Annotated in this window: 15 protein-coding genes and 1 tRNA gene; 9 read left to right on the top strand and 7 right to left on the bottom strand. The window is 40.6% G+C overall.

All coding sequences use genetic code 11. The features are described from left to right. Positions 1-124 precede the first annotated feature (124 nt). The 8 genes from dusB (at position 125) to EU510_RS12775 (ending at position 9,330) form a co-directional block, all read left to right on the top strand. A complete protein-coding gene (gene dusB / locus EU510_RS12810; protein WP_024603689.1) occupies positions 125-1,096 on the top strand; it encodes a tRNA dihydrouridine synthase DusB in 972 nt (323 codons plus the stop codon). Positions 1,097-1,115: 19 nt separating this feature from the next. Next, positions 1,116-1,406: a DNA-binding transcriptional regulator Fis gene (gene fis / locus EU510_RS12805; protein ID WP_002957804.1), complete on the top strand. Its 291-nt coding sequence runs from the start codon at positions 1,116-1,118 to the stop codon at positions 1,404-1,406. Positions 1,407-1,731: 325 nt separating this feature from the next. After that, entirely contained in the window at positions 1,732-3,318 is a 1,587-nt protein-coding gene (gene purH, locus EU510_RS12800) for a bifunctional phosphoribosylaminoimidazolecarboxamide formyltransferase/IMP cyclohydrolase (protein ID WP_149593808.1), read from the top strand. Positions 3,319-3,424: 106 nt separating this feature from the next. Next, a complete protein-coding gene (locus tag EU510_RS12795; protein ID WP_149593807.1) occupies positions 3,425-4,246 on the top strand; it encodes a class I SAM-dependent methyltransferase in 822 nt (273 codons plus the stop codon). 15 nt (positions 4,247-4,261) lie between these two features. Further along, positions 4,262-5,545, top strand: coding sequence for a phosphoribosylamine--glycine ligase (purD, locus tag EU510_RS12790; protein WP_149593806.1), 1,284 nt, complete (start codon positions 4,262-4,264; stop codon positions 5,543-5,545). Positions 5,546-5,657: 112 nt separating this feature from the next. Further along, complete coding sequence (locus EU510_RS12785; protein ID WP_149593805.1) at positions 5,658-8,198, top strand: EAL domain-containing protein; 2,541 nt, start codon at positions 5,658-5,660, stop codon at positions 8,196-8,198. Between the two features lie 22 nt (positions 8,199-8,220). Next, on the top strand, positions 8,221-9,030 hold the full coding sequence (locus EU510_RS12780) for a DUF2797 domain-containing protein (protein WP_149593804.1): 810 nt from the start codon (positions 8,221-8,223) through the stop codon (positions 9,028-9,030). A 6-nt stretch (positions 9,031-9,036) separates the two neighbouring features. Next, complete coding sequence (locus tag EU510_RS12775) at positions 9,037-9,330, top strand: hypothetical protein (RefSeq protein WP_149593803.1); 294 nt, start codon at positions 9,037-9,039, stop codon at positions 9,328-9,330. Between the two features lie 13 nt (positions 9,331-9,343). Here EU510_RS12775 and EU510_RS12770 read toward each other — a convergent pair whose 3' ends face one another. The 6 genes from EU510_RS12770 to EU510_RS12745 all read right to left on the bottom strand — a co-directional run bounded on the left by EU510_RS12770 (position 9,344) and on the right by EU510_RS12745 (position 14,396). Further along, the gene (locus EU510_RS12770; protein WP_149593802.1) at positions 9,344-10,261 is read right to left on the bottom strand and encodes a histone deacetylase family protein; all 918 of its coding nucleotides are present in this window, start codon (positions 10,259-10,261) and stop codon (positions 9,344-9,346) included. Between the two features lie 100 nt (positions 10,262-10,361). Continuing rightward, entirely contained in the window at positions 10,362-11,903 is a 1,542-nt protein-coding gene (locus EU510_RS12765) for a serine hydrolase (protein WP_149593801.1), read from the bottom strand. Between the two features lie 15 nt (positions 11,904-11,918). Further along, the gene (locus tag EU510_RS12760) at positions 11,919-12,413 is read right to left on the bottom strand and encodes a gamma-glutamylcyclotransferase family protein (protein WP_149593800.1); all 495 of its coding nucleotides are present in this window, start codon (positions 12,411-12,413) and stop codon (positions 11,919-11,921) included. A 26-nt stretch (positions 12,414-12,439) separates the two neighbouring features. Next, complete coding sequence (locus tag EU510_RS12755) at positions 12,440-13,078, bottom strand: LysE family translocator (protein ID WP_149593799.1); 639 nt, start codon at positions 13,076-13,078, stop codon at positions 12,440-12,442. Between the two features lie 11 nt (positions 13,079-13,089). Next, entirely contained in the window at positions 13,090-13,863 is a 774-nt protein-coding gene (locus EU510_RS12750; protein ID WP_149593798.1) for a hypothetical protein, read from the bottom strand. 47 nt (positions 13,864-13,910) lie between these two features. After that, positions 13,911-14,396 carry a CreA family protein gene (locus EU510_RS12745; protein ID WP_149593797.1) on the bottom strand — a complete coding sequence of 162 codons (486 nt, stop codon included), beginning with the start codon at positions 14,394-14,396 and terminating at the stop codon, positions 13,911-13,913. Between the two features lie 207 nt (positions 14,397-14,603). On the opposite strand from EU510_RS12745, the gene EU510_RS12740 reads away from it, so the two are divergent. Further along, complete coding sequence (locus tag EU510_RS12740; RefSeq protein ID WP_002957818.1) at positions 14,604-14,933, top strand: 5-carboxymethyl-2-hydroxymuconate Delta-isomerase; 330 nt, start codon at positions 14,604-14,606, stop codon at positions 14,931-14,933. A gap of 302 nt (positions 14,934-15,235) precedes the next feature. On the opposite strand, the gene EU510_RS12735 is transcribed toward EU510_RS12740, so the two are convergent. After that, positions 15,236-15,312: transfer RNA gene (locus tag EU510_RS12735), tRNA-Ile, on the bottom strand. Positions 15,313-15,489: the final 177 nt, after the last annotated feature.

Below are 15,489 nucleotides of genomic sequence, written 5' to 3'. Positions count from 1 at the left end.
GTGGTTATCAAATGTCAATACGAAAAGGGCAAAAAAAAGTTACTTTTGTTCAATTTATAGCCTTTGATTTTTGTGAAAAAAACCGTAAACTTAGCGCCCCTTGAAAAGAGGCCTATTGAATATAGTGCGTATCGGTAAATACCAACTTGAGAATAATGTAATTGTCGCGCCAATGGCTGGCATTACAGACAGACCATTTAGACAACTTTGTCGACGCTTAGGTGCGGGCTTAGCTGTGTCTGAAATGCTATCGTCAAATCCTAAGGTTTGGAAAACAGAAAAGTCGATGAACCGTATGGATCACAGCGGTGAGTCGGGTATACGCGCGGTGCAAATTGCAGGAGCAGATCCTGAGCTTATGGCGCAGGCCGCACAATTCAATGTTGCTAATGGTGCACAGATCATAGATATCAATATGGGGTGCCCAGCAAAAAAAGTGAACAAGAAACTCGCAGGCTCTGCCTTATTACAGTTTCCTGAACTTGTGGAAGAGATTATTGATGCAGTAGTTAATGCTGTAGATATACCTGTGACACTTAAAATCCGTACAGGATGGGATCCGGATAACCGTAATGGTGTAGAGATTGCGAGAATAGCTGAACGTTATGGCATTGCATCACTTGCTGTACATGGGCGTACGCGCGCATGTATGTACAAAGGTGATGCTGAGTACGCCACGATTAGGGATATAAAACGTTCAGTGTCGATTCCTGTTGTTGCCAATGGTGATATTACATCACCAGAAAAAGCAAAGCAGGTTTTAGACTATACGGGTGCAGATGCCATTATGATTGGCCGAGCCGCCCAAGGTCGCCCTTGGATATTTAGGGAGATAGACCACTATTTGCGAACTGGGGAACATTTACAGCCACCTGCTATTGCAGAGGTGCGCAGTATATTAATGGAGCATTTAACAAACCTCCATATGTTTTACGGTGAGCCGATGGGAGCGCGAATTGCTCGCAAACATGTATCTTGGTATTTGCAAACCCATGACAGTGATGGTCAGTTTAGGCGAGTATTTAATGCGCTCGACAACCCGCAGGCACAGGTCGTCGCATTAGAGCAATACTTTAAAACACTAGCAGCTAACTAAGAAAGAAAGAGACTTAATAATGTTCGAACAAAACGTGACTTCTCCATTTATCACTAACCCTCATGTTCAGTCACACGAGAAACCGCAGCCATTGCGTGATGCAGTAAAAAAAGCTGTTCACCACTATTTAAAGCAGCTTAACGGTCAAGATGTGCAAGACGTTTACGACCTTGTTCTTTCAGAGCTAGAAGCGCCATTACTTGAAGAAGTAATGACATATACACGTGGTAACCAAACTCGTGCAGCAATTTTACTAGGTATCAACCGTGGTACTTTACGTAAAAAGCTTAAAAAATACGGCATGAACTAATACCAATTATATTGAAAGCGTAAGTATTCTAACGAGTTAAACAAGCCCATAACGTCGTTAATAATTTTTTATGTAGAATAACTACACAGCAAAATTTTTGCCTTGTTATAGACTTGTTTTTCTATCGTTATAACTACTTACTAATCCAATACAACTGGTATTATGCAAAAAAAGCACCCTCGGGTGCTTTTTTTATGCCTACAACTTATTAACCAAATTGCAAAATGCTCACCCTCATCGGCGCTTTATAAGTCGTTTTTTGAGTTGTAATCAGTTAAAATGCCCGCTTCTAAGCTAGCTCATTAACTGAGGAAATCAAACTACAATGGATACTCATCGTCCCATTCGTCGCGCACTATTAAGTGTGTCTGATAAAACCGGTATTGTTGAATTTGCCCGCGCACTTGAAGCCCAAGGCGTTGATATATTATCAACTGGCGGCACATGCAAACTTCTTGCTGAAAACAACATAAAAGTGACTGAAGTGTCAGATCACACAGGTCATCCAGAAATTATGGATGGTCGCGTAAAAACACTTCACCCAAAAATTCACGGCGGAATATTGGCCCGTCGCGGACAAGATGAAAACGTAATGGCAGATAACAACATTTCTGCTATCGACATAGTTGTAGTTAACTTATACCCCTTTGCGAATACAGTCGCTCAAGAAAACTGCAGCCTTGAAGATGCCATTGAAAATATTGATATTGGCGGCCCTACAATGGTTCGTGCAGCAGCTAAAAACCACAAAGACGTAACTATTGTGGTAAACGCGAGCGACTACGACCGTGTTATTAGTGAAATGCAAAGCAATAATGGCTCAACAACGTACAAAACACGTTTTGATTTAGCGATTGCCGCCTACGAGCACACTGCACAATACGATGGCATGATTGCTAACTACTTCGGTAAAATGGTGCCTGATTACACCGAGGAAGCTGCTGTAGAGACTAAATTCCCACGCACTATCAATATGCAGTTTACTAAAAAGCAAGATATGCGTTACGGTGAAAACTCACATCAAGATGCTGCTTTTTATGTTGAAAATGACATTGCTGAAGCATCAGTTGCAACAGCAACTCAATTGCAAGGTAAAGCCCTTTCGTTTAACAACATTGCTGATACCGATGCAGCCCTTGAGTGTGTTAAAGAATTTGATGTACCTGCGTGTGTTATTGTTAAACACGCAAACCCGTGTGGTGTTTCAATTGGGGACAACATCCTTGAAGCATACGACCGTGCATTTAAAACAGACCCTACATCAGCATTTGGTGGCATTATTGCCTTTAACCGAGAACTAGATGCAGCAACTGCACAAGCAATTGTTGACCGTCAGTTTGTTGAAGTAATTATCGCACCTAGTATTTCGAGCGGCGCTGCAAAAATTGTTGAAGCTAAAAAGAACGTTCGTTTATTAGAATGTGGACAGTGGACAGGTAAAGCCGCTGGCCAAGATATTAAACGCGTTAACGGCGGTATTTTAGTTCAAGACCGCGACTTAGGCATGGTAACGCAAGGCGACTTAAAAGTTGTTTCTAAGCGCCAGCCTTCTGAGCAAGAACTTAAAGATTTACTGTTTTGCTGGAAAGTAGCTAAGTTTGTTAAATCAAACGCAATTGTTTATGCCCGTGACGGTATGACCATTGGCGTAGGCGCAGGCCAAATGAGCCGCGTATACTCAGCTAAAATTGCAGGCATAAAAGCAGCAGACGAAAACCTTGAAGTTAAAGGTTCAGTTATGGCGTCTGATGCGTTCTTCCCATTCCGTGATGGCATTGACGCAGCCGCAGCCGCTGGCATTACTGCGGTAATTCAGCCTGGTGGCTCAATGCGTGATGAAGAAGTGATTGCAGCTGCTGATGAAGCCGGCATGGCAATGGTACTAACTGGTATGCGCCATTTCCGCCACTAATCACACAAAGGGTTAAACGTTGGTTTAACCCTTTTTGTTTGCTATAAATTCACGTATTCTGATTATTCAATAACCTATTTAAAATTATAATGTGAAGGAACAAACAATGAAATTTGCGCTAAAATCGCTACTTGTAGCCACACTAACGATGACATCGACTATGGCGCTTAGCCATAACCACGAATCGAGCCTTGAGCATGCACTTCAATCAAGCGAACGTAGCGCTAAAAACAGCGTTCGTGACGAATATCGTCACCCGGCTCAAACACTTGCATTTTTTGGCTTTAAACCAACTATGACAGTTGTTGAAATTGCGCCAGGCGGTGGTTGGTATAGTGAAATTTTAGCGCCAGCACTAAAAGAGCAAGGCACTTATTATGCCGCGCACTTTCCTGCTGATTCATCAGTTGGCTACTACCAACGCTCTCTTGCGGGCTTTAAACAAAAAGTAGCTGAAGATGAGCGCTTTAGTAGCGTTAAAATTACTGAGTTTGCACCTGTAACACATTTAGATATTGCGCCAGCTGGCAGTGCCGATATGGTTTTAACTTTCCGTAATGTACATAACTGGTATATGGGCAAAGATAAAAGCGGTGCATTAAGTGCATTCCAAGCTTTTTATAAAGCCCTTAAACCAGGTGGTACATTAGGTTTAGTTGAACACCGTTTAGCTGAAGAGCGTGCTGATGAAGATCAAAAAACATCAGGTTATATGAAGCAGAGCTACGTAGTAGACCTTGCTGAACAAGCTGGGTTTGAATTAGTAGCAAGCAGTGAAATAAATGCAAATCCAAAAGATACAGCTGATCACCCTAAAGGTGTATGGACGCTACCACCAAGCTTAAGACTCGGCGAACAAGATGCTGATAAATACAAAGCCATTGGTGAAAGCGACCGCATGACGCTGAAATTTAAGAAACCGCTTTAAATAGGAATTTTCGCCATGAATGTTTTAGTCATTGGCAGCGGCGGCCGCGAACACGCACTTGCGTTTAAAGCCGCTCAAAACACCAAAGTAAATACTGTATTTGTAGCCCCTGGTAATGCAGGTACTGCACTTGAACCAAAACTTGAAAACGTAGCAATAAACGTTGACGACTTAGAGGGTCTACTTAGTTTTGCACAGCAAAATAAGGTAGAGCTTACTATTGTAGGTCCAGAAATACCGTTAGTACTGGGTGTTGTTGATAAGTTTCGTGAACATAACATGGCTATTTTTGGACCAACGGCGGGCGCAGCTCAGCTTGAAGGTTCGAAATCGTTTACTAAAGACTTTTTAGCACGTCATAAAATCCCAACGGGCGACTACCAAACGTTTGAACAGATTGAGCCTGCCCTTGCTTATTTAAAAGAGAAAGGCGCACCAATTGTTGTAAAAGCAGATGGTTTAGCTGCGGGTAAAGGCGTAATTGTAGCGATGACGGAAGCCGATGCCGAAGAAGCGATTCGCGATATGCTTGCGGGTAATGCTTTTGGCGATGCGGGAAGTCGTGTTGTTATTGAAGAGTTTTTAGACGGTGAAGAAGCGTCTTTCATTGTAATGGTTGATGGTAAAAACGTATTACCATTTGCTACCAGTCAGGACCATAAGCGCGCTTACAATGGCGATGCGGGTCCTAACACGGGTGGCATGGGTGCATACTCACCTGCGCCAGTTGTTACTGATGAAATCCACCAGCGTATTATGAACGAAGTGATCACCCCTACGGTAGAAGGCATGGCAAGCGAAGGCCATCCGTACACAGGCTTTTTATACGCAGGTTTAATGATTGACGAAACAGGTACCCCTAAAGTAATTGAGTACAACTGTCGCTTTGGCGACCCTGAAACTCAACCAATGATGCTACGTTTGCGATCAGATTTGGTTGAATTGATTGAAGCTGCTAACCGTGTAGAACTTGATAAAACAACAATTGAGTTTGACCCACGCGCCGCCGTTGGTGTTGTACTTGCCGCTAAAGGCTACCCTGGTGATTACCCTAAAGGCGATGCAATTTCGGGGCTACAAGTTGATTACCCTGCGGGTGAAAAAGTCTTTCATGCGGGTACTAAACAAAGTGGCGAAGACGTAGTAACCGCTGGCGGTCGCGTATTATGCGCAACAGCACTTGGTAACACTGTTACGCAAGCGCAGCAGCGCGCCTATGAGCTTGTTAAACAAATTAGCTGGGATGGTATGGAATATCGCACTGATATAGCTTACCGTGCTATTGCACGCGAGCAATAGCCTATAATACCTATTCATTGGTATAACCAATTAATTTAACTACAAAAGCGCAGTTTATCTGCGCTTTTTTAGTGCTACACTAATTAAAAGGTTTTTTAAAAGTACACAAACGTTGGAACTAAGAACTTTACGCTATCATGCAATTGCTGTTGCCATACTGATCTTTATATTTTTTATAATCAGTACATTGGCATCTAACCTTGTCGTGCCTACACGATATACAATTGATAAAACGGCTCCAATGTACCTCGATTACGCCTACTATATTGACGAAACCAAAACTAAAACATTCGATACCATCATTAACCAACCTGAATTACTTACCCATCAACCATTTTCTGATGTTCCATGGAGCTTTAGCCAGCAAAACTATTGGTTATTTCTTGATTTAGAAAATAAAAGCCTTAACAAGCAAAATGTTGTGGCACATTTTGACAACCCTATGGTCGATCACCTTACGGTTTATCGCCTCGATAAAAATAACAAACTGATTGAAACATACAAACTCGGCGATAAAGAAGAAGCCCTCTCTTTGTTTGAATACAGCGTACCGCATATTCGCTTTTTAGTAGAAAGAAAATCATCACAACGCCTAGTAATAAAAATAGACACAATCGGCATAAGTAAAACACCCGTAAACTTGTATCGTGACAAAGAGTTTATTGACTTATTGCGCTCCCAAACTGGGATCTGGGGTATTTTTGTAGGCGTACTATTGATGGCTGCGCTTTATAACTTGGTGCTTTATTTTGGAATAAAAGACCGTGTTTATTTAATTTATATTGGCTACATCGTCAGCGCTATTACGCTAATGGGGGCTGTACTGGGCTTTGGCTTTTATTTATGGCCTAAGCAATGGCAGCTCTTTATTCACGAACAAATTGTGTTTAGTAATTACGGAGTCGCCTTTTTTACCCTTGCCTTTTGCACCATGTTTTTACGCTACCATAAGGATAAATGCTGGCGCTATAAAATGAGCATAACCTTACTTTGGCTTATGTTTATTCTTGCTGTATGTAGCTTGTTTATTCCTGAAAACATAGCGGCGCCTATCTTTTTTGGTGTGATGGCACTGCTTTATATTACCTGTATTATTTTAATATATAACAAGTTACGCAGTGGCTTTAGATGGGCTAAGTTTTATGTTTTTTCATGGATACCGCTAATAATTGGTGCGTTAATTCAACCTATGGAACTCACCGGCTTTTTACCGTATACCTTTACAACCCGCCATGCCTTTTTAGTCGCTATTTTGTGCGAAGTTATTTTAATGGCAATGGCGTTAGCAGACCGAGTAAGGTATCAGCGCGAACGTGCGCTTTACCATGCCACGCATACACAACAAACACGATTACTTAATAGCTCCAAGCTAAAACAAGCATTTATGGCACTACAGAGCCAAAACCGCTCAACAACGTTGTGTTTAATAAAAATACGTCACTTTAATTCACTCAATACGATTATTACCTCTTCTCAGGGCTACACACTTATAAAGCATATAGCCAAAGAGCTTGAATTAGAACTCAGCCATGAACGTGAATTTACAAACCTCGAAACAGATTTAAACACTAGTCCTCGCTTAGCCGATTTAAGCAGTGGTGTATTTGCCTGTATTTCTACTAAAACACAAAACCAAGAAATGCTAGAAGCACTACTAACTAAAATAATTAGTAGCCTACCAAAACAATATGAAATTAAAGGACTAAACCTGCAGCTTAGTTACAGTATAGGTATTAGTGGTGCAGGTAAGAGTAACGACTTTGAATATTGGTTAAAGCGTGGATATTTAGCGCTTAAAAAAGCAAAAGGTAGCATTAATCAAGTTGGGTCATCATCAAACGGTAATAACCTGATGATGGACGTTGCTTTAGCCGCTAAGCTACAACAAGCCATCAAAACAAATCAACTAGCGCTTTACTACCAACCTCAAATAAACTTATTAAGTAACCACGTTAGTGGTGCCGAGGCTTTACTGCGCTGGCCCGACCCAACTTACAGCAACTTATCAATTGAAGAACTAATAATACTTGCTGAGCACACAGGTATTATTAACGAGCTAACACTGTGGGTAATAGAGCAAGCCTGTAAAGACATAGTTGAGCTTACAAAAAATGGCTATAACGAGCACACAATTAGCGTAAATTTAAGTGCTAAAAACTTAACCATAAATAACTTAGCCGAAAAAGTGGAAAACATTTTAATTAAATACCAAGTACCAGCACACTTACTCAAATTTGAACTAACCGAATCGGCCTTTGTAGATAGTCAAGATGCACTTATAAAGTTAGTGGATGAGTTAACCGCATTAGGTATTAAAGTGGTACTAGATGACTTTGGGACAGGCTACGCGTCACTTAGCTACTTAGTTAATTATCACTTCAGTGAGCTTAAAATAGATAAGTCATTTGTTTTTGATTTGCCTAATAACCCAACTCACCAAGTTATTGTACAAACAGCCATTGATATGGCGCATAACCTCAATTTATCAATAACAATTGAGGGGGTAGAAACCCAAGAAATCCATCACTTACTCAAAGATATGAACGCTGATTCCGCCCAAGGTTATTTATACGCAAAAGCACTGCCTTACACCGACTATTTACACTTCTTAAAAAGCCAATATAGCTTAAAAATGTTAGACTCCTCTTTTTAACATCTTTAGGGGCCAAGTAAAGATGCAAGGCACACTTCGTAAACTAAAATCGAGCTTAACCGAACCAGTACAATATCACTTACCTGTGGGTGAACACTTAGTAGACTTAAATGCATTTATAGGTAAGGAGCTTACGCTTACCTTTAGTGGCACTATTTTATGTTCTAACTGCGGTAAAAAAACCAAAAAAAGCTATTCTCAAGGTCACTGTTTTGTATGTATGCGCAAGCTTGCTAGTTGCGATATGTGCATAATGAAACCAGAAACTTGCCACTACGATCAAGACACTTGCCGAGAGCCACAGTGGGGCGAAGAAAACTGCATGATCCCACACTATGTGTATCTCGCTAATACCTCAGGTTTAAAGGTAGGTATTACCCGCCACACACAAATACCGACTCGTTGGGTTGATCAAGGCGCGACTCAGGCATTGCCTATTTTTAAAGTGCAAACTCGCCTGCAATCCGGTTTAGTGGAAGTTGCATTGGCTGAATTTATTGCCGATAAAACGAATTGGCGCAATATGCTAAAAGGTCAAAACGACGCAATTGACTTAAAGGCAGCAGCAGCCGAGCTGATCCCACAAATTAGTGAAAAGCTAAACGAGCTCAGTGAATTATTTGGCGCAACAGCCATAGAGCAACTTGATGAAGATGTGGTTGATTTAAACTTTCCAGTAACCGAATACCCAACAAAAATCAGCTCATTTAACTTTGATAAAGACCCGGTTGTAAGTGGTGTTTTACAAGGTATTAAAGGTCAGTACTTAATCTTTGAAAAAGGCGTTATTAATATACGTAAATTTACGTCTTATGAAGTAACCGTAGGCTAACGGGCTATGTTAAACAGCTACCCACAATTATTGGTTATTTATAATGAGCTTGAGATAGCCCATAACCAACAAGAGCAGCAAGAGTGCTTACACAGCGTTACGCAAAATGAGCTAAGCGATGTGCGAGTACTTAACAAGCAAGGTGACTTCCTTAATTTACAAGGCACTGTTTGCCCTAAATTGAATGGCGAGCAACTAGCACAGTTAGTTACAGCTTACTTATTAAATGAAGGACAATGCTGTCTTGGTAAAATCAAAACCCTAAGCACAGCACAGGCGTTTGATTTATTAGGGCTATAAACGCTCTCTTTATTTAAACCTCAGTAAGCACTTTTATATGCGCTACAGCACTGCGACCTAAAGCTGATAGCGCATAGCCACCTTCTAAATACGAAATAACCCCTTTGCAGCCGCCCTCTTTAGCCACACCACATAGTTGCTCGGTAAGCCAAATATAGTCATCTTCAACAAATTTTAAGCTTGCCATATCATCTTCTAGGTGTGCATCGAACCCTGCGCTTATAAAAAGTAATTCAGGCTTAAACGCTTTTAATTTTGGTAGCCATTGCCCAGTAAACACCTCTTTTAAATCGTCGCCATTACTGGCAATTGGCAGAGGTGAATTAACTATATGACTATTATTTTTAACCGCTGTATTTGGGTAAAACGGATACTGAAATAACGAACAAAGCAGTACGTTTTCGTCATCAATAAAAATATCTTGTGTGCCATTCCCATGGTGTACATCAAAGTCAGCAATAGCAATGCGCTTAACCCCTTTGCTTTGTGCGTACTTAACGGCAATAGCTAAGTTATTAAACACACAAAACCCAGATGATGAGTTTTTATTAGCGTGATGCCCTGGCGGGCGTACTGAGCAAAAAGCAGCATCGAGTTTGTCGGCAAGTATTTCATCAACTGCTAACAACCCAGCACCTACTGCTCGCTCAATCGCTTTAAACGAATCGGGGCAAAGCCACGTATCGCCGTCTAAATTAGCGAGTCCTTCGGTTGGTAGCGTGTTTTCTACGTGTTTAAGTAAAGCTTCATCGTGAGCAAGTAAATAATGTTCACGCTCGGCCTTGGGTGCTTGTAGGTGTGTTAAGCCAACATCTACACCACTGGCAAGTAATCGGTCGGTAATTGCATCTAAGCGCTCTGGGCACTCGGGGTGGTCGTCTATCATTTTATGCTTACGGCAATGAGGATGAGAAATAACAGCGGTACGCATAAAAAGTCCATTACAAGGTGTAAAAACTTAATATAGCAAAGCCACCGATGGGTGGCTTTGCTACTTTGGTTTATATCAATACTTTAAATATCAATATTAGCTATTTTGATTTTAAATGTAGATTTCTAAAGTCAAAGCTAAAGTCGGTCACTTGTGTTGATACCGCGCGCATTTTGGCACTGTTTACACGGTTTTGTGTGCTCATTTCAAAACGAATAAACGCATCTGCTTCTAGTAGCTTTTCATCCCACTTAACAATAAATGTATTGCCAGTGTAATGCTCAAGAGTGCCTTTCAAGCGTTTAGTGTGCGTAAAATCAATGCGTAATTTACCATCTAACTGCTCAATAATTACATCGCCATACCAGTCATCGTGCAATGTACCAGTGTAATTAATATTTGGTAATTGTGGTTGGTAGTCTGCGGGGGCTTCTGGTTTTGCATTAGCATATGCTTGCTGCTTGCCTTCAAAATGACTTTTAGCTAAATCTTCTACCCAGTCTTTATCTTCAAGCTCAAGTGCATCTTCAAGCACTTCATGAGTTACTGCCGAAAGAGCACCAAAAGCTTGTTGATTAGATAAAATAACAATACCGAGTTTTTTCTCAGGCAGTAAAGTAACTTGCGATACCATTCCCAAAATACCACCGCCGTGACCTAGCTTTTTAAAGCCGTGGTAGTCTTCAATACTCCAACCTAACCCATAACCCCTAAACTGCTGATGATACGAGTCAAACGCGCTTTTAGACGCCATAGACGTAATATGTGGGTGCCACATTTGCGCTTGTTGTTTTTCGCTAAACAGCTGCTCGCCACTTGGCATTTTACCGCCTGCTAATTGCGTACGAAGCCATTGGCTCATATCGCTTACACTTGAAGCAATGGCGCCTGCTCCTCTAAAATCCTCAAGGTAGTTTACAAAAAATGGATGAAGCGTGCCATCCATAGGAATATGACCTGTCGCCCAGTTTTTATTACTTTTAGGAATACGTGAAAAGCCCGCGCGTGAGTTATCCATGTGCAGCGGCTGTAATATATTTTTTTCGATGTAATCGTTCCAGCTCATACCCGACACACGTGCAACCACTTCACCAGCGGTAACAAACATCAAGTTGTTATAAGCGTATTTACTACGAAAGCTGCTCGCTGGTTTTAAATACTGTAATCCCGCTAAAATTTCATCAACTGACTTGTCGGTACTTGGCCAAATCATTAAATCGCCTTGCCCAAGCCCAAGCCCACTGCGATGGCTTAATAAGTCACGAATACGCATTTCGCGTGTTACGTACGAATCATACAATCTAAACTCTGGTAAATGATCAATTACGCGGTCATCCCAGCTTAATTTACCTTCATCAACCAACTTTGCCAGTGCCGCAGTAGTGAATGCTTTTGTGTTTGAAGCAATACCAAATAAAGTGTCTTTGTTTACTTTTTTGTTGGTATCGAGATTAGTTACACCAAAGCCTTTAGCAAATATCACTTTATCATTTTCAACAATGGCAACTGCCATACCGGGTACGTCAAAACGTGCCATTGAGGCTTTAATTACGTCGTCAATTTTGTTGGTATCAACTTGTGCCCAGCTGCTAAATGTAGTGCCTGCTAATAGTGCAATTGCGGCAAGTTTGGTTAATTTCATATCAATCCTATTTTATTATTTTTGATGAACTGCAAATTCAATTGCTGCGCGCTCTTGATTAGTGTCGCTTTTTTGTGCGCGATTTAATATCGCATCACTGTATTCTTTTGGTACGCCCGCTTCAAGTGATCCGCGATGAACATGTTTTATGTACCAATCGTATGGGAGTGCATCGCTGTCATGGGTATTAGCTATATAACAATGTGCGGCTACAGTCTCGCCCGTTAAAAGCGTTGGGGCTATATCTACACAATCGTAACCGGGCCCTTCAATACTGTCTAAAATAGCTTTTTCTTCTTCATTAAGCTCATAAATAACGCCGTAAACCAACGCATCTTCTTTATCGCTTGGACAAATACTGCATTTACCTGAGCCATCTTTAAATAGCATATCAAAAGTAAGTTCGTAGCCTTTCAGTACTGCAGTTCCTACACGCTTTACATTGGGCAAGCGCGCTAACAAACGGTTAGATGACATATTAGAACCAAACGAAAAATTATATAGCGGCATTTTATCTCCTGCGCTCTTTGAATAAGTTAAATAACAACACGTACTGCAAGGGCAATTAAAATAACGCCAATTCCACGGTCAAACCAATAACCACGCTGCTGGAAAAAGCCCCTCACATTATTTCGAGAAAGCATCATTGAAAGCATTGAAAACCACGCCCAAGTAGCCAATGCCATGTACACGCCGTAGCCGACCTGTATGCTAGTAGGTGTTGTTGGGTTAATCACGAGTGTAAATAACGACATAAAAAATAACGTGGCTTTTGGGTTTAATGCATTGGTGAAAAAGCCACGCCTAAAAGCCACCCAAACGGGTTCCTCTTGAACGGTTTTGTTTTCAATATCTTTTGCAGCCTCGCCTTCATTACTTGCTGGAGGTTTTGCAGCTCTGAGTGCTTGTACGCCTAAATAAGCTAAATATGCACCAGCAAGGTACTTAAGCGCCATAAATAAACTAGGCGATTGCGTTAAAATAAGCGCAACACCTAACACACAATAGGCAACGTGCAGTAAAATAGCAGCGCCAACACCGGCGCTTGTCCACAATGCATTGCGCCTACCTTGTTGCACACTTTGCTTGAGCACAACGGCAAAGTCAGGCCCAGGGCTTGCTACTGCAAAAAAATGAGCAATAACAATCAGTAAAAATTCATCTAAGTATTCCACGCAAATCCTTGCTAGTTTGGCGAATAAGCTAATAACAGCGGGTTGGCCGAGTTATTTACCAATACTTTAATTTCTTTTTGTGCTTTTTTAAACTGACCACGTAAATGCGGCTTTAAGTGTTTTTTAGACACCTTATCGTTTTTAAAGTAGCTAATCAGGGCATGCATAAATACCGTATGCGTTTCACTTAACTTAGCTTCACGGTTAGCGTATGGGTTATAGCAAGAGCCACACCCGCCTTTAAACTGATACACCGTATTACTCATCATCACACCAAACCCTAAAAAACAAGCAAGTGCATCAGCAGCTTGTGGTAAATACTCCCTACCGCCAGGCGGCAGCACCCCAACGTGATGAATAAGTATAGTAGCCAGAGTACCTGCATAACTTGCCACCAAATCTTGTGGCTGATTAATCTGATTAGGGTTAAAAGAAATATTAATCGTATGGCTTGGCGGCACAATTAAATGGCTGCCTTGGCCACGTATTTCATTGCTAAATTCAAAGTGTGGAAAAACTTGCGGTTGTAATTGCTGCGGTGCAATTAATTGAATAGGCCATGCGTTCATACCCGCATAATTAGTAACGCGGGTAAAAACATTACTCGCCATTTCTTCAATGCTCGATACTGAATCAGGGAAAAAAGTGGCCGTTGGCAGTATTATTTGAGTGTGCTTTGTAAAAAACTCAGCATCAAAGTTTTCTACAGCCCAAATAAATGTATCAATAAGCCATTGCTGTTCTTGCTGATCTAATAATGGCTTTGATTTAAATAAAGCTAACATAGTGTGCTCTTTTAGGTTTTAGTTTTGGTGCTAGCTTAAATGCTAGTTTAGTTTTTCTGTGTAAGCGCCCAGTCCCACGCTTGAGTATTGTATAGCGGTACTGTTGATAGCGCATGGTGGTGGCTACCACTGGATTCTTTAGTTGAGTACGATAAGTACAATAAAGTACGATTTTCAGCATCGTAAATACGACGCACTTTTAGTGATTTAAATAATATACTTTTAGATGATTTAAAAATTACCTCGCCCGACTTGCTACGGTCTATTTTTTGTAGCTGCTGCGCTGTAATAGGCCCCGTTTGACGACACGCTATAGACATATCAGAGGGATCAGAAAAGTCCAAATTAGCCTCTATGTGACTAATATGACAAGTAACGCCCTCAACAATAGGATCTTGCTGCGAATTCACCACAACATCTTTAGTTGTAAATAACCCAAGGCTTACCGACGCAACATCGTCAGAGCAAGCACTTAACGTAACAATTGCACCTGCAAGTAAAGCTAAACGTTTAAATTTTTGTGGTAATTTCATACTTATCCTTAATCAATATATAGGTAACTTAGTAGATAAGTTACTAAGCGAAGGTTCACCTGTTTGTTTTTATACTAACATCAAAAATAAATACGACTAAATTAGTTTAAAGTAAAGATTTTAGATAGCTCAGGGTTTAGCGACCCCTCTTGTATTTGATACAATTACCTCTCGCTCATGCAGTAACTCATAATAGGAAACGCCTAAATGCCGCACATTATTATTGAACACTCAGAAGACCTCCCCGTTTTACCTCAAGTATTGGTAGAAAAAATTCATACAACCGCTTTCGAAAGTAACTTGTTTGAATTAGAAACCATAAAAACACGTGCTATTGCTTATCAGCAATATCAACTTGGCGCAGGAAAATCAGGGTTTATACATATCGCGGTACATATTTTGGCAGGGCGCTCAATTGAGCAAAAACAAATGTTAAGCGAACTACTACTTTCATGTTTAAAAACATATTGCAGAGCATCAGACAGCCTAAGCGTAAATATTTACGATATTGAGCATGAGATATACCGTAAAAATTAGTTAACTCTTGTAGTTTTGAGCAATTAAAGTAAACACTAGTAAGTAAAAAGCCCCAATAGGGGCTTTTTTTGTATTCTAAAATTAAATGCTGATCACTGTCACTTATAAAGCAAAGCATCTGATCTAACGCTGGGATTTAATAGTACATTCGCAATATTTAAAATTTAAGAAGGCTTAGCTTAATCTATGGATTAACTTTATTTAGATTACGTTTATTATTAAGGATAAATAAAGAATATTAAATTACCCGATATTAAATTAATGCAGTTTTAATAGATATTTACTTGGGAAATTTGTAAAAGTGGTGGCCCCTCCCAGACTCGAACTGGGGACCTAACGATTATGAGTCGTGTGCTCTAACCAACTGAGCTAAGGGGCCAACTTTATATAACTGCTAGGCAGTTAATTTTTGAAGCGTTCAATCACAGAGCGACTAAAGCGGGTTGCAGTATAAAAACTTTTTAGGTGCTTGTCACTACCAAAAACCTTTATTTTAACAATCAACGAGCTAACTGCTTAAATAGTAATCTTTTAAGTGGGCATAAATATAAAATGT

Origin of the sequence: Pseudoalteromonas sp. FUC4 (genome assembly GCF_008370255.1) — a bacterium.
Classification (GTDB): domain Bacteria; phylum Pseudomonadota; class Gammaproteobacteria; order Enterobacterales; family Alteromonadaceae; genus Pseudoalteromonas.
The sequence above is the reverse complement of the archived record's forward strand: the minus strand, read 5'-3'. Positions and strand labels throughout refer to the sequence as shown.